Here is a 14082-nt window from a genome sequence, read left to right on the forward strand (position 1 = left end):
CCCGTCTGCCGCCCGCCCGGAGTGAGGACGCCATGCCGCTCGACACGCTGAGGTCCGCGATCCCCGACTACGCCGGGGATCTGCGACGGAACCTGGACGCCGTCCTCGGTGACTCCGGGCTGTCGGAGCAGCAGGTGTGGGGGACGGTGCTGGCCTCGGCGATCGCCTCGCGCTCGGCCCCGGTGCTGCGCGAGCTGGCGCCGGAGGCCAGGGCCCGGCTGTCGCCCGAGGCGTACACGGCGGCGAAGTCGGCGGCCGCGGCGATGGCGTTGAGCAACGTCTTCTTCCGTACCCGGCACCTGCTGTCCGACCACGCGTACGGCGAGCTGCGGACCGGGCTGCGGATGAAGGTGCTCGGCGATCCGGGGGTGGACAGGGTCGACTACGAGTTGTGGGCGCTCGCCGTGTCCGCGATCAACGCGTGCGGGGCGTGTCTGGACTCGCACGAGCAGGCGCTGCGCAGGGCGGGGGTCGGGCGGGAGACCGTGCAGGAGGCGTTCCGGATCGCGTCGGTGATCCAGGCGGTCGGGGTCACGCTGGAGACGGAGGCCGTGCTCTCCGAGTGAGCGCGGGTGAGGTGGGGCCGGGTCGGGTCGGGTCGAGTCGGGTCGGGGAGCGCCTGAGAGCTCGGGGGGTGAGGTGGTGGGGCGGCTGCCGGCCGGATGTGGCCGGTCGCGCAGTTCCCCGCGCCCCTGAGGGGCCTTCGGCCCTCCGGGAAAACCACTCGCGACCCGGTTCCCCTGCTTGGCAGGATCCGTCCCCATGGCCTCCCTCTCCCCCCACTCCTCCCTCTCCTTCGACGATCTCGTCGCCGAAGCCGATGCCGTGCCCACCGACGGGTGGGACTTCTCCTGGTTCGAGGGGCGGGCCACGGAGGCCCGGCCGTCGTGGGGGTATGCGCGGGCGATGGGCGAGCGGCTGGATCGGGCTTCGGCGGCCCTGGACATCGACACCGGGGGTGGCGAGGTGCTCGCCTCCGCTCCCCGGCTCCCGGCGGTGACCGTGGCCACCGAGGGGTGGCTGCCGAACGTCGCCAGGGCCACCGCGCTGCTGCACCCGCGGGGCGCGGTGGTGGTGGCCGTGCCGCAGGACGCGCCGCTGCCGTTCGCGGACGGGGCGTTCGACCTGGTCACCAGCAGGCATCCGGTACGCGTGCACTGGTCGGAGATCACCCGGGTGCTCGCCCCCGGCGGTACGTACTTCGCCCAGCACGTGGGGCCGGCCAGCGTCTTCGAGCTGGTCGAGCACTTCACCGGGCCGCTGCCGGAGGAGACCCGCCGCGGCCGCCACCCGGACGACGAGCGCGCCGACGCCGAGGCGGCCGGGCTGGAGATCGTGGACCTGCGGGCCGAACGGCTCCGGATGGAGTTCCACGACATCGGCGCGGTCGTGCACTTCCTGAAGAAGGTCGTCTGGATGGTGCCCGGTTTCACCGTCGAGGCGTACCTCCCTCAGCTGCGTTCCCTGCACGAGCGGATCCGGCGGGAGGGCCCGTTCGTCGCGCACAGCGCCCGCCACCTCTTCGAGGCCCGCAAGCCGGCCGGATGACGGGCGGTCTCAGGCGTGCGGTCCGACCGTGACCTTCCCGATCGCCAACTCGGGCCGCGCCTGCAGCACTTCACCCACCCGCTCGACCCACTCCCCCAGCTCCCGCTCCTGCTCCGCGTCCAGCCGGCCGAGCGGTTCCACCGTGACCGTCGTGCGCCGCCCCTGCCGCCGCTGGTGCCAGACGCCCGCGACCACGCCGTCCACCAGCAGCAGCGGGTGATTGCCCGCCTGCCCGCGCGCGAGGGCCCGTTCGTACGCCGCCCCGGGGAACAGCCGCTCCGTCCGCCGTGCGCTCGCCTGCTCCCAGGTGACCGGCACGGCCGGCCCGGCCTGCGGGGTCCGCCCGCTCCTCGTGGTCCGTCCCTTCCCCGTGGCCGTCATGGCGTGCACACCCCTCGCGCTCGTCGCCGTCATCGCCGTCATGGGAGCGACGTTAGGTTCGATCGAGGTCGGATCCTGACCTATAGGGGGGTGTCCACATCGTTATCGCCTGCGGCTTGGCTTCTCCGACCCCTCTCACGTAGGTTCAGACCAAGGGAATTCGCGTGAGCAAAGCTGCGCGGTACGGCGTCGCGCAGTGGAGGGGGCTGCGCGAAGCCGTGCGCCCCGCCCTCGCCGTCAAGCGCGCGTTCCGCCCGCGCTTCACCCGTACGGGGACGCCGCGCCGGATCTCCCCGGAAGTCGCACAACGTCGCGCAAACCCCACATTCCCTGCGGGAAACCGCCTTTCACCCTTCGAATCCGCCGGAATTCAGCCATGATCGCCCCTGGATCTGACCCTGAATGAACGATTCCGCATTCACCGTCGCGCTGTCGTCCGGCTCCGGAGAGTAGTTGTGGCACGCCGATGCACGCAGCATCACTCACGAAGGGTTATGGTGGAAACCCCCCCTCGGGCCGGTCCGTCTCCCCCCCACGGACCGGCCCGTTTTTTCTGCACGCACGACCTCCCGCCCGAGGGACGCAGCCGCAGGCCGGGCCGCGGTACTCCCCCCGACAGGGCCCCCAAGTCCCCCAACCCCGGGCCTCCCAAGGGCTCCGGCACCGGTAGGCTTCGGCTCTCCAAGGGGACCGTCACCGCACCGGAGGGGCTGGAACACGTGAACCTGCGCGACACACTGCGCGGCCTGTTGGTCAAGGTCTACGCACGCAGGGTCGAGGGCCACCTCGACCACGCCCAGGTGCCCGAGCACATCGGCGTGATCGTGGACGGCAGCCGGCGCTGGGCGAAGGCCGCGGGCTCCACCACGATGCAGGGCCACCAGGCCGGCGCCCACAAGATCGAGGAGTTCCTCGGCTGGTGCACCGAGACGGACGTCAAGGTCGTCACCCTGTGGCTGCTGTCCACCGACAACTTCAACCGGCCCAAGGAAGAGCTCGTCCCGCTCCTCGGCATCATCGAGGACACCGTCCGCTCCCTCGCCGCCGACGGCCGCTGGCGCGTGCACCACGTGGGGGCGCTGGACCTGCTGTCCCCCGGCATGCAGCGGGCGCTCAAGGAGGCCGAGGAGTCCACCTCGGACATCGACGGGATACTGGTCAACGTCGCCATCGGCTACGGCGGCCGCCAGGAGATCGCCGACGCGGTGCGCTCGATGCTCCTGGAGGCGCACGACAAGGGCACCTCGATGGAGGAGCTGGCCGAGTCCGTCGACATCGACATGATCGGCAGGCACCTCTACACCGTCGACCAGCCCGACCCGGATCTGGTGATCCGTACGAGCGGCGAGCAGCGGCTGTCCGGATTCATGCTCTGGCAGACAGCGCACTCGGAGTACTACTTCTGCGACGTCTTCTGGCCGGCCTTCCGGAAGGTGGACTTCCTGCGGGCCCTGCGCGACTACGCGGTGCGCGGCCGCCGCTTCGGAGGCTGAAACTCCGCATCACGGGTGAGGTGCGCGCGAGCGCCCTCGGGGCAGAAGTAACGAGGAGTTCACCGGGACGCCGTCGTACCGCATGGCATGGCGGCGCGTTTTCGAGGGCATAAGCCAGTCAGGTCGACACCCGAACCACGGGTGTCGGATCTCAGCGGGCGGCTCGGGGCCGTCCGCCCGGGAGGCCCTTTGCACCAGCCCGATCGTGCGGTCACAGCACGGACGAAGCAGCGGAGGGCCGGTTTCCGGCCCGTGCAACGGCGCCGTCGACCGGCCCAGTTCGAACCCGTCGCTCCCCGACCTCATCCGAGGGGGTACGTCCTTCCGTGGTGACCAGCACAAAGCGCCGTATGCCAGACCGGCGCACCTACGTCCTCGACACCAGCGTCCTGCTGGCCGACCCGAACGCCCTGAGCCGCTTCGACGAGCACGAAGTCGTGCTGCCGATCGTCGTGGTGACGGAGCTGGAGGCCAAGAGGCACCACCCCGAACTCGGCTACTTCGCCCGGCAGGCCCTGCGCCTGCTCGACGAGTTCCGGGTCCGGCACGGCCGCCTCGACGCCCCCATCCCGATCGGGGAGCTCGGCGGGACCGTGAGGGTCGAGCTCAACCACTCGGATCCCAGCGTGCTGCCGAGCGGCTACCGCCTGGGGGACAACGACTCCCGCATCCTCGCGGTGGCCCGCAATCTGCAGGCCGAGGGCTTCGACGTCACCGTGGTGTCGAAAGACCTGCCGCTCAGGATCAAGGCGTCGTCCGTGGGGCTCCTCGCCGAGGAGTACCGCGCGGAGCTCGCCATCACGGACGCCTCCGGGTGGACCGGGATGTCCGAGCTGACCCTGGCCGGCGAACAGGTCGACATCCTCTTCGAGGAAGGCTCGATCCACGTTCCCGAAGCGAGCACCCTGCCCGTGCACACCGGTCTGACGATCCAGTCGGAACGCGGCAAGGCCCTGGGCCGGGTGACGCCCGACGGCAACATCCGGCTCGTGCGGGGCGACCGGGAGGCGTTCGGCATCAAGGGCCGCAGCGCGGAGCAGCGCATCGCGCTGGATCTGCTGCTCGACCCGGACGTGGGCATCCTGTCGATGGGCGGCCGGGCCGGCACCGGCAAGTCCGCGCTCGCGCTGTGCGCGGGCCTGGAGGCCGTGCTCGAACGGCGCCAGCACCAGAAGGTGATGGTCTTCCGGCCGCTGTACGCGGTGGGCGGGCAGGAGCTCGGCTATCTGCCCGGCTCCGAGTCCGAGAAGATGAGCCCCTGGGCGCAGGCGGTCTTCGACACGCTGTCCGCGGTCACCAGCCGCGAGGTCATCGAGGAGGTCACCGCACGCGGGATGCTGGAGGTCCTGCCGCTCACGCACATCCGCGGCCGTTCGCTGCACGACGCGTTCGTGATCGTGGACGAGGCGCAGTCGCTGGAGCGGAACGTCCTGCTGACCGTTCTGTCCCGGATCGGGGCGAACTCCCGTGTCGTCCTGACCCATGACGTGGCCCAGCGCGACAACCTGCGCGTCGGCCGTTACGACGGTGTCGTCGCCGTGGTCGAGAAGCTGAAGGGTCACCCGCTCTTCGCGCACGTCACGTTGACGAGGTCCGAACGGTCCCAGATCGCGGCCCTTGTGACCGAAATGCTGGAGGACGGGCAGATCTGACGGACCCGGCCGGTATCGACAGATATCGTCCGGTACGGCCAACTCGGTACCGCCACCGATCCCTTGGATCCCATGGGCGCCGTCCGGCAAAGGCGATGAGCCTAGCCGGGCGGCGCCTTGGCGCGTGCGGCTTTCCGTGAATCTCCGGCGTCAAACGAGGTGTGAGCTTTCACACTCACCACTGAATTGCCTCCCGGCGTCTGGTTACGGCAGAGTCTCATTTCTGTCAGGCCCCGCATACGACGCATCTGTACCCCCAGCGGTACGGCACCACAGCAGCACCAGGTCAACTCCATAGCCTTCGTTGTATGCCGCCCGAGCACCACGCGGCGCTCCCGCAAAGGAGTTGCCCACCGGGCCCGCGCCTCCGTGACCCCGCAGTTGGAGGCCAGCGTCAGGGGCACGATTGCGTCCGCCAGGGTCACCGAGGCGGGCGATGCTGGAAGGAAACCGTGTGAGCCGGATTTCGGTCCGGGGATTCGCAGTGGCCTCGGCCACCGCGGTCACCGCAGTCGGCAGTGTCGTCGGAGTCGCCTCGGGCAGCACCGCCCAGACGACCACTGACGACGCCGAGGCGGTCGCGAACGACACCACGTTGCTCGCCGACATCCCCGTGGGTCAGCAGGCCCAGGTGCAGACCGCGTCCCTGACTGCTCAGGCCGACGCCCAGGCCATCGCCGCCGACGCGAGCGCCCGCAAGGACGCCGAGGAGTCCGCCCGTAAGCAGGCGGCCCAGGACGCGATCGACAAGCAGAAGGCGGCGGAGAAGGCCGAGCAGGAGCGCAAGGCGAAGGAAGCGGCGGCGGCCGACGTCAAGGCCAAGTCCGCTGCTGCCGGTTCGCTCGGTGACATCCCCACGCAGAGCTCGTACAGCGTCGCCGAGATCCAGGCGATGGCGAAGGCCGTCGTGGCCAGCGACCAGTGGACGTGCTTCAGCAACATCGTGAACCACGAGTCCACCTGGAACTACAAGGCCGTCAACCCGTCCTCGGGCGCCTACGGTCTCTTCCAGGCGCTGCCCGGCTCCAAGATGTCGTCCGCCGGCTCCGACTGGCAGACGAACCCGGCCACGCAGATCAAGTGGGGCCTGAACTACATGGAATCGCGCTACGGCAGCCCGTGTGAAGCCTGGACGTTTTGGCAGGCCAACAACTGGTACTAGGCCCGTAGGCCGCCGAGGGCCGATGGCCCGCCGCTCAACGTTCCGAAGCCCTCCACCGTCCTTTGGTGGAGGGCTTCGGCCATGTACGGTCGAATCGCCGGGCGGGATCGCGGCCTCCGGGAGGAGTGATGACCAGCAAGGATGACGGGGGAAGAGGGCGGATGATGTCGCGGGTGCCCGGGTGGCTCGGCAGAGTCGGAACCGGGTTGAGCGGATGGGCCGACCGGCTGGAACGGCGCCGGGCGGAGATCGAGTCGGAGACGGAGGGCCCGGACGGCGGCCCCGGCGCCCGGGCCGGGCGGCGACGCGACAGCGGGGCGGACGGCGGCGGTGACGGCGGCCTCGGCTCCGGTGCGGGACCCGCCTCCGATGCCAGGTCCGCCTCCGATGCCGAGCCCGCGTCCGACGCCGGGTCCGCGTCCGGTGTCCCCACGCCCCCTGCCGATGCCCGGACCGCGGAGGACTCCGGGACGGCCACCCCGGTCCTCCACCGTCGGCCCGATCCCGCCTCCGCGGTGCCCTGGGGCATGCGGGTGGCGGCCGAGGCCGGCTGGCGGCTGCTCGTCCTCGCGGGCACCGTCTGGGTGCTGATGCGGATCATCAGCTCCGTACAGCTGCTGGTGCTGTCCTTCACCACCGCGCTGCTCGTCACCGCCCTGCTCCAGCCGACCGTGGCACGGCTGACCCGGCACGGAGTACCGCGCGGACTCGCCACGGCCCTGACCGCCGTCCTCGGCTTCGTCGTCATGGGGCTGATCGGCTGGTTCGTCACCTGGCAGGTCATGGAGAACGTCGACGACCTCTCCAACCAGGTCCAGGACGGCATCGACGAGCTGCAACGCTGGCTGCTCGACAGCCCGTTCCACGTCACCGAGAACCAGATCAACGACATCGCCAAGAACCTCCGCGAGGCCATCAGCGACAACACGGACACCATCACCTCGGCGGGCCTGGAGGGCGTGACCGTCCTCGTCGAGGCCCTCACCGGCATCCTGCTGACGATGTTCTCCACGCTCTTCCTCCTCTACGACGGCAAGAGGATCTGGCAGTGGATGCTGAAGCTGGTGCCGTCGGCGGCCCGGCCGGGTGTCGCCGACGCGGGTCCGCGCGCCTGGCGGACGCTGACGGCGTACGTGCGCGGCACGGTGATCGTGGCACTGATCGACGCGATCTTCATCGGCCTGGGGATCTACTTCCTCGACGTGCCGATGGCGGTCCCGCTGGCCGTCTTCATCTTCCTGTTCGCCTTCATCCCGCTGGTGGGTGCCGTCGTCTCGGGTGCGCTGGCGGTGGTGGTGGCACTGGTGACGCAGGGCGTCTTCACGGCCGTGATGACCCTGGTCGTCGTGCTCGCCGTCCAGCAGATCGAGGGGCACATCCTGCAGCCGTTCATCCTCGGCCGGGCCGTACGGGTGCACCCGCTGGCCGTCGTGCTGGCGGTCGCCGCCGGGGGCATGATCGCGGGCATCGGCGGCGCGGTGGTGGCCGTGCCGCTGGTCGCGGTCACCAACACGGTGGTGGGGTCGTTGCGGGCGTACGCGGAGAGGACCGGGGGTGAGGGCTGAGGGTTCCTGTCGGTCGGCGACCGGCAGGCCGGCGGCGACGAGGGGGCCGGACCTGGAGCCACTGGGACGGGCCGCGCGGGACGACGACGAGGAGACGGTCAGAGCCCTGCTCGACGAGGGAGCCGATGTCAACGGGCGGTCGCCCGGCGGGCTGACCGCGTTGATGCTGGCGGCGGGGGCGGGCGCGTACCGGGCGGCGGACGCGCTGCGGGAGAACGGGGCCTACGTGGCCCTCCGCGACGAACAGGGCCGCAGCGCGCTGGACTTCGCGGAGGAGGGCGCCGCCCGGCATCCGGACGTACCCGGGTATCCGGTGATCGTCACGGATCTGGAGAAGTACTTCGGCAAGCGGGCCGGCTTCGCGACGACGATGGAGCGCGCGGTCCGCTTCGGGGACCCCGAGCACGACATCTGGATGCGGATGGGCTGGGCCCTGGACACCTGGGCGGACGACGAGACCGTGGTGGGTGCCGAAGCGGCGCTGAACAGCCCCCGGGCCCCCGAGCGCTACTTCGCGGCGCAGCTGATGGGCTTCTTCTGTCTCTACAACGCCTCCCTGCGCAACGGCGCGCACCGCAGGCGTCAGGCGACGGAGCTGCTGCGGGCACGGCTGGCCGTGGAGGAGCACCCGGCCGTTCTGGGCCTCCTCATCCGGGGCCTGGCATCGCAGTCCGGGTTCGCCGACGACGCCCGTGCGATCCTGCGGCACGCCCGTCATCCGCACGCGGACGTCCGCGCGGCGGTCGCCTTCACGGTCGAGGCCACGACGGAGCCGAAGGACCGTGCGGCCCTCCAGGCACTGCTCACCCTGGCCCGCGATCCGTCCGCCGAGGTACGCGGCCACGCCGTCGCCCACCTGTCCGCACTCGTCGGCCGGCCGCCCTCCGTCCACACGGCCGTCCACACCGCGCTGCGTCGCGCCCTGTACGACCCGGACCCGTCCGTCGTCCACGACGCGGCCTGCGCGCTGGGGAGTCTCGGGACCGGACGCCCGCTGCCCTTCCGCGCCGAGCAGATTCTCGTACGGCGCTGGCTCGACGCGGGTGAGACCCGGCACTACGCGCCCGCGTGCCGAGTCGTCGAGCGGTGGCCGCGGGAGCACCTCTGGGATGTGCGGGACTCGCTGCCGGACGAGTGACGGGGCGAGAGGTCACGTGCGGGGGAAGGAGACCTCGACCCGGCGGTTCTTCTTGCGGCCCTCTTCCGTGGCGTTGTCGGCGATGGGGTAGTCCTCGCTGTAGCCCCGCACCTCGAAGGTGACGTTGCCGTCCAGGTCGGTGGCGAGGAGGTCGTGCACGGCCTCCGCGCGCTTCTTGGAGAGGGTCAGGCCGTGGGCGTACGAGCCGAGGTTGTCCGTGAAGCCGAAGACGCGGACCTTGACCGCGTCCTGCTTCTTGATCTCCTCCGCGATCGTCTGGATGCGGGAGCGGGCCTGGGGGTTGAGCTTCGCGCTGTTCTTCGGGAAGAGGACCTCCGCCTGGAGCGCGAACGTCACGTTCTCGTTGGTGTCCTCCCGGCGCTCCTCGCCGCCCAGGTCCTCCACGACCGACTTGATGTCCAGGACCTTCGCGGGCGCGAGCGTGGCCCCCTGGGCTAGCTTCAGGGCCGGGCTGTTGGCGTCGACCTCCGGGGGCGGGGAGGTGGTGACGGTGCCCGGGGGTTCGCTCGGGTCGTCCGCGGCGTGCGCGGGCGCGGCGAGGGTGAGGGCGGCCAGCACGGCCACGGCTCCGGCCAGCACGGTGGTGCGGGGGGTGGGGGCGGTCATCGTCACGTCACTCGCCCTCGGAGAGTTCGATCGTGGCGGGGGGCATGGAACCGACCTGGAAGTCCACGGAGGTGGTGGCTTCCGGGGGGGCGGGGAACTGGGCGAACCAGTCGGCACTCGCTCCTTGCACCAGGGCACCGGTGAACCTGGTGCACAGGCACTTTCCTTGAGTGTCGCGCAGGATGAGGTACTTCTTCTTGCCTTCCTGATCAACGAGACTCGCGCCCGCGATCGAACCGCCGTTGCCGGCCAGTTCGCGCTCGTCGCCCCGCCAGTCCGCCGCGACCCACGACCTGCTGCCGTTGTTGGTCACCGTGCCCTCGACGGTCACGAAGCCTCCGCCGTCGCGAACGGCAGAGGTGACCTTGAGCGTCAGATTGTCGCCCTTGACCTCGGCCAGGACCGACTTGCTGGCGGGCGTCTCGGTCTCTGCCTGGTCGCCCTTCCCCTTTGAGTCATCGGACGTGTTGGACGGAGTCGAGGACGACTCCTTCTTCCCCGAAGTGTCGTCCCCTCCTCCGCCGCAGCCGGCAACCGTGAGGAGCAGCCCAGCCGCGATCGCCACCGCGGTCACTGTCCTGCGGCCCTTCATGGTGTGCCGAGGGTTCATCGGTACAGCTTCCTCTCACTTGGCCAGATACACAGAGAACATCACGGACGCGTCGGGAAGGTTGTCCGGATCGAAGTTTCCGGGGTCGATGTCCACGGGCACGCCGTCGCAGTCGAGGGAGACAGGCTTCTTGGGATCCGCGTCGAGAGCGAAGTCGCAGCGCGGCTGGATGACGGCGATCGCTTGAGCCTTTGCCGTCATGCTCTCGGTGCCGGGAATGATCGAATCGCCCACGGTGTAGTTCGTCACGACGTCGACCTGGAAACCCGGAGCACCCTCCACCTCGGTGAGCTGGGCCCCGCCTTCGAGGGTCGAGTCGTTCTGGGCTGCCAGATCCGCAGCGGCAGCGTCTGCCCCTTCCAGCGGAAGCCCAGCACCGGCCAGGTCGAGGAAGTCCAGCCAGTCGGCACTGCCCGCGCCGATAGCGTCCTCAAGATCCAGCAACAGTTCGTCACGGGCTTGTTGAGCAGCCGCCAACGCGGCGGCGTCCGCTGCGGACTGGGCACCGCTACGAGCCGATGCCCCTTGAGCGAACGCGAAGAAGGCCAACGCCGCGAAGAGCAGGATCGTCGTCAGCCAGATGTAGAGGGGAAGGGTGGATCCTCGGTCACCGTGCAGTCGTGGAACTGTCAGCCGCCACCGATGACACTGTTCACGGCATCGAAGATCGCACCCGAGATCAACCCGTCCAACCCCAGCCCGTCGATCATCACGAAGATCCCCGCGACGATGATCATGATGCCCGCGTACTCCACGAACCCCGCGCCCGCGTCCCGCTCCTTCCCCCGCATGCGGGAGACGACGGTGGTCCTCCAGGACTCGAAACGGTGCTTCACCTTCATGGCGGTTGCCTTCCCGCGCGATGCCGACACCAACCGGATCACCGTACGGGAGACCGCGTGTACCGGGAGTGGGTCCGGGGGCCCAACTTTGGTGGGCGGGTGGGGTCATCGGGGCCACCCCCCGGGGGTCGTGCCCAGCCAGTGGGCTATCGCTTCGCTGCGCGTCGCGCTGTGCAGTTTCGCGAAGATGCGGTTGATGTGGTTCTTGACGGTCTTCTCGCTGATGAAGCAGGTGGCGGCGATCTGACGGTTGTTCATGCCGGATGCGATGAGGTCCATCACCTCCACCTCCCTTGAACTCAGGCCGAAGGAGCGTCGGTCGAACTGTTTCACAAATGGTTGCAGCTGCGAAGAGTGGTCGTGACTTTCGTGTGAAGGTTCGTAGGAAACGCCGAGCGAGGATGAGACAGTCGCGGAGATGGTCGCGCGGCCCTCCCTCATGTCCCGTACCGCCGCGATCAGTTCGGCGGCGGTGAACTCCCCGTGGACCAGGTAGCCGACCGCTCCCCGGCGGAGCGCCTCGGCCACCACCTCGGGTTCCGTGCTGTACGTCAGCATCATCACGGGGCAGAGCGCGGTGAGTTCGGGGAGGGCGGTGAGGCCGTCCGTGCCGGGCATGCGGACGTCGAGGAGGGCGACGTCCGGCCGGTGGCGGCGGGCTCGGGCCACCGCCTCCTCGCCGTTCACGGCCTGGGCGACCACCTCCAGGTCGGGGTGCGCGTCCAGGAGGGCCGTGAGGCCGGCGCGGACCACCGGGTTGTCGTCCGCGACGAGGACGCGCAGGGGTGGGCCGGGGCGGGCCTGCGGCTGGTCAGGCATGTGCGGCCTCCTCTCGGGGCGGGCCGGGGGTGGACGGTTCGCCGTCCGGGGGCGCGGGGAGCGGGAGGGTCAGGGTCACGGCCGTACCGGTGCCGTCCGAGCCCAGGTGCAGGGCGGCGCCCGCGCGGTCCGCGCGTTCCGCCATGCCCAGGAGGCCGAAGTGGCCGGATTCCTGTGCCTCTTCGAGGGTGAGGGCGGGCGGGAGGCCGACGCCGTCGTCCACGATCGTGAGGTGGAGGGTGTCCGGGGTGACCCTCAGGGACACCTCCGCCGCTGTGGCCGTCGCGTGGCGGTGGATGTTCTCCAGGGCCTCGGACGTGATCGCCAGGAGGTGGTGAGTCGTCTCCGGCGGGAGCGGCGGGGGCGTCCCGCCCGTGTGGACCAGGCGGGCGGGCAGGCCGGTGCGGGACGCGAAGTCCGCCGTCCGGGCGGCCAGTTCGGTGCGCAGGTCCGCCGGCGGGGACGTCGTCAGGTCGGTGTGGCGGCGCAGGTCGGTGAGGAGGTCGCGGGACTCGGTGGCAGCGCGGCGGGCGGCCGAGGCGACGAGGCCGGCCTGGCGTCGCAGCTGGGCGGGGTCGGGGGCCGGGCGGTCCGCCGAAGCCGCCAGGGCGTCCGCGGCGAGGGCCAGGCCGTGCAGGGTCTTGGCCACCGAGTCGTGGAGTTCGCGGGCCAGGCGGGCGCGTTCCGACTCCACGGCCTCCGCGACGGCCAGCCGGGACGTCGCTTCGGAGAGCGCCTGGGTGGCGGTGCCGAAGCGGAACATCAGGTTGCGCAGGGTGACGCCGATGATGCCGGCCGCGACGCAGAACCCGGCGATGAGGAGGGTGCTGACGCCCGCGCCGGGGTGGTGTTCCCAGGTGCGGTGGACGGTGACGAGGACGGCCAGTTGCAGGCCGGTGAGGACACCGGCGCCCCGCCAGCCGTAGAGGAGGCCGGAGAGGAGGGGGGTGCAGACCGTGGCGTAGGCGAGGGGGGAGGCCGGGGAGGCGGTGAGGAGGAGGACCGCGCCGAAGAGGAGGTCCAGGGCCATGAGGGTGGGGTGGGCGAGGAGGCGGGGGGCGAAGCGGCCCCAGTCCCTGAGCATGGCGTACGAGACGGTGATGCCGAGGACGGCGGCGAGGAGCACGGCGTGGTTCTGCGGGCCGTCCGTGGTGTTGGCCATCGCGAACGGCGTGCCGATGGTGAGGGTGACCAGGCGGACCGCGAAGGTCTGGCGGGAGAGGGACTGCAGGGCGTTGAGCTGGAGCCGGAGGGTGGCGGGGGGTGTGGCGTCGTCGGCGAGGTAGCCGGTGCCGGGGGTGGGGCCCGGCGGGGGTGGGGTGCGTCGGCCTTTCATCAGCGGCCCAGGATGTCGCCGAAGTCGGTGCCCGAGCCGAGGAACATGCCCGTGGCGATGAGGATCATCGTGGCCGGGAGCATGAAGACCAGGGTGACCAGTGTGGCCTTGGGGATGGTGCGGGCGGCCCGGCGGCGGGCGTTCTGGGCGTCGGTGCGGCGCATGTCGGCGGCGAGCTGGATCAGGGTCTCGGCGATCGGGGAGCCCAGTTCCTCGCCCTGCTGGAGCGCCGAGACGAACTGGGCGACCTGCTCGGAGGTGTTGCGCCGGCGGAGTTCGTCGAAAGCCTGGCGGCGGCTGACGCCCATGTCCATCTGGCGCAGGGTGATGCGCAGTTCGTCCGCCCAGGGGCCCTCGTACTTCTCGGCGACCCGGTCCAGGGCCTGGCGGAAGCCCAGGCCCGCCGAGACCACGACCGCGAGGACGTCGAGGAAGTCGGGCAGGGTGCGGTCGATGACGTCCTTGCGCTCGCGGACGGCCTGCCAGATGGCCGCGTCGGCGGCCAGCAGCCCGAAGGCGAAGGTGAAGGCGGCGAAGAGGGGGCGGTCGCTGGTCAGGAAGACCAGGCCCATGAAGGCGCCGAAGAAGCCGTAGACGGCCCGGCGGGCGGCGTAGCGGTTGAGGGTGAGGCCGCCGGGGTTGCCCGCCATGTCGATGCGGCGGCGCTTGGCCTCGACCCGGCGGGGGCCCATGAGGCGCAGGACGAGAGGGGCGAAGCGCATGCCGAGGCGGTCGACGGCCGAGCCGGTCTTCGAGACGCGGGTGGCGCCGACCTCCAGGGCGAGGGCCAGGTCGCTCGGGAGTTTCGCGTCGGCGCGGATCATGCGGATGCCGAGGAGGGCTCCCGCGACGGCGAGGGCCGTCAGCAGCGCCAGGAGCAGGGAGAGCGTCGATGTCGTCATGGTCGTG

The 14082-nt window shown here is 70.8% G+C and carries 14 protein-coding genes and 1 pseudogene; 7 read left to right on the forward strand and 8 right to left on the reverse strand.

Annotated elements, in window-relative coordinates; translation table 11 throughout:
- Nucleotides 1-32 precede the first annotated feature (32 nt).
- A complete protein-coding gene (locus tag SCAB_RS15935; protein ID WP_013001113.1) occupies nt 33-566 on the forward strand; it encodes a carboxymuconolactone decarboxylase family protein in 534 nt (177 codons plus the stop codon).
- Between the two features lie 196 nt (nt 567-762).
- Nucleotides 763-1548 carry a class I SAM-dependent methyltransferase gene (locus SCAB_RS15940; RefSeq protein ID WP_013001114.1) on the forward strand — a complete coding sequence of 262 codons (786 nt, stop codon included), beginning with the start codon at nt 763-765 and terminating at the stop codon, nt 1546-1548.
- Between the two features lie 9 nt (nt 1549-1557).
- Here SCAB_RS15940 and SCAB_RS15945 read toward each other — a convergent pair.
- Nucleotides 1558-1830 (reverse strand): annotated as a pseudogene (locus tag SCAB_RS15945) (DNA glycosylase AlkZ-like family protein); the annotation flags it as partial.
- 818 nt (nt 1831-2648) lie between these two features.
- Here SCAB_RS15945 and SCAB_RS15950 point away from each other — a divergent pair.
- The 5 genes from SCAB_RS15950 to SCAB_RS15970 all read left to right on the forward strand — a co-directional run bounded on the left by SCAB_RS15950 (nt 2649) and on the right by SCAB_RS15970 (nt 8939).
- Nucleotides 2649-3422 (forward strand): isoprenyl transferase, encoded by a 774-nt coding sequence (locus tag SCAB_RS15950; RefSeq protein ID WP_013001116.1) that lies wholly within the window; start codon nt 2649-2651, stop codon nt 3420-3422.
- Between the two features lie 326 nt (nt 3423-3748).
- The gene (locus SCAB_RS15955) at nt 3749-5074 is read left to right on the forward strand and encodes a PhoH family protein (RefSeq protein ID WP_037727319.1); all 1326 of its coding nucleotides are present in this window, start codon (nt 3749-3751) and stop codon (nt 5072-5074) included.
- 436 nt (nt 5075-5510) lie between these two features.
- Complete coding sequence (locus SCAB_RS15960; RefSeq protein ID WP_173402882.1) at nt 5511-6236, forward strand: aggregation-promoting factor C-terminal-like domain-containing protein; 726 nt, start codon at nt 5511-5513, stop codon at nt 6234-6236.
- A 164-nt stretch (nt 6237-6400) separates the two neighbouring features.
- Nucleotides 6401-7801 (forward strand): AI-2E family transporter, encoded by a 1401-nt coding sequence (locus tag SCAB_RS15965; protein ID WP_086022948.1) that lies wholly within the window; start codon nt 6401-6403, stop codon nt 7799-7801.
- Complete coding sequence (locus tag SCAB_RS15970) at nt 7791-8939, forward strand: ankyrin repeat domain-containing protein (RefSeq protein ID WP_013001120.1); 1149 nt, start codon at nt 7791-7793, stop codon at nt 8937-8939. Before SCAB_RS15965 ends, SCAB_RS15970 begins: the two co-directional genes overlap by 11 nt.
- Before the next feature lie 12 nt (nt 8940-8951).
- Here the strand turns inward: SCAB_RS15970 and SCAB_RS15975 are convergent, their stop codons facing one another.
- The 7 genes from SCAB_RS15975 to SCAB_RS16005 all read right to left on the reverse strand — a co-directional run bounded on the left by SCAB_RS15975 (nt 8952) and on the right by SCAB_RS16005 (nt 14075).
- Nucleotides 8952-9572: an OmpA family protein gene (locus SCAB_RS15975; protein WP_013001121.1), complete on the reverse strand. Its 621-nt coding sequence runs from the start codon at nt 9570-9572 to the stop codon at nt 8952-8954.
- Nucleotide 9573: 1 nt separating this feature from the next.
- Nucleotides 9574-10176: a hypothetical protein gene (locus tag SCAB_RS15980; protein ID WP_013001122.1), complete on the reverse strand. Its 603-nt coding sequence runs from the start codon at nt 10174-10176 to the stop codon at nt 9574-9576.
- 15 nt (nt 10177-10191) lie between these two features.
- Nucleotides 10192-10809, reverse strand: coding sequence for a pilus assembly protein TadG-related protein (locus SCAB_RS15985; RefSeq protein WP_374194943.1), 618 nt, complete (start codon nt 10807-10809; stop codon nt 10192-10194).
- A complete protein-coding gene (locus SCAB_RS15990) occupies nt 10806-11018 on the reverse strand; it encodes a hypothetical protein (protein WP_013001124.1) in 213 nt (70 codons plus the stop codon). The genes SCAB_RS15985 and SCAB_RS15990 overlap by 4 nt, the downstream gene beginning before the upstream one ends.
- A gap of 105 nt (nt 11019-11123) precedes the next feature.
- Nucleotides 11124-11837: a response regulator transcription factor gene (locus SCAB_RS15995; protein WP_013001125.1), complete on the reverse strand. Its 714-nt coding sequence runs from the start codon at nt 11835-11837 to the stop codon at nt 11124-11126.
- Nucleotides 11830-13173, reverse strand: a complete 1344-nt coding sequence (locus SCAB_RS16000) for a sensor histidine kinase (RefSeq protein WP_013001126.1) — start codon at nt 13171-13173, stop codon at nt 11830-11832. The genes SCAB_RS15995 and SCAB_RS16000 overlap by 8 nt, the downstream gene beginning before the upstream one ends.
- Entirely contained in the window at nt 13173-14075 is a 903-nt protein-coding gene (locus SCAB_RS16005; RefSeq protein WP_013001127.1) for a DUF5936 domain-containing protein, read from the reverse strand. Before SCAB_RS16005 ends, SCAB_RS16000 begins: the two co-directional genes overlap by 1 nt.
- Nucleotides 14076-14082 lie beyond the last annotated feature (7 nt).

This window comes from Streptomyces scabiei 87.22, assembly GCF_000091305.1.
Taxonomy (GTDB): Bacteria; Actinomycetota; Actinomycetes; order Streptomycetales; family Streptomycetaceae; genus Streptomyces; species Streptomyces scabiei.

Coding starts and splice junctions, on each gene's coding strand:
- SCAB_RS15935 (WP_013001113.1), top strand. CDS start 33: ATGCCGCTCGACACGCTGAGGTCCGCGATCCCCGACTACGCCGGGGAT.
- SCAB_RS15940 (WP_013001114.1), top strand. CDS start 763: ATGGCCTCCCTCTCCCCCCACTCCTCCCTCTCCTTCGACGATCTCGTC.
- SCAB_RS15960 (WP_173402882.1), top strand. CDS start 5,511: ATGCTGGAAGGAAACCGTGTGAGCCGGATTTCGGTCCGGGGATTCGCA.
- SCAB_RS15965 (WP_086022948.1), top strand. CDS start 6,401: ATGTCGCGGGTGCCCGGGTGGCTCGGCAGAGTCGGAACCGGGTTGAGC.
- SCAB_RS15980 (WP_013001122.1), bottom strand. CDS start 10,176: ATGAACCCTCGGCACACCATGAAGGGCCGCAGGACAGTGACCGCGGTG.
- SCAB_RS15990 (WP_013001124.1), bottom strand. CDS start 11,018: ATGAAGGTGAAGCACCGTTTCGAGTCCTGGAGGACCACCGTCGTCTCC.
- SCAB_RS15995 (WP_013001125.1), bottom strand. CDS start 11,837: ATGCCTGACCAGCCGCAGGCCCGCCCCGGCCCACCCCTGCGCGTCCTC.
- SCAB_RS16000 (WP_013001126.1), bottom strand. CDS start 13,173: ATGAAAGGCCGACGCACCCCACCCCCGCCGGGCCCCACCCCCGGCACC.
- SCAB_RS16005 (WP_013001127.1), bottom strand. CDS start 14,075: ATGACGACATCGACGCTCTCCCTGCTCCTGGCGCTGCTGACGGCCCTC.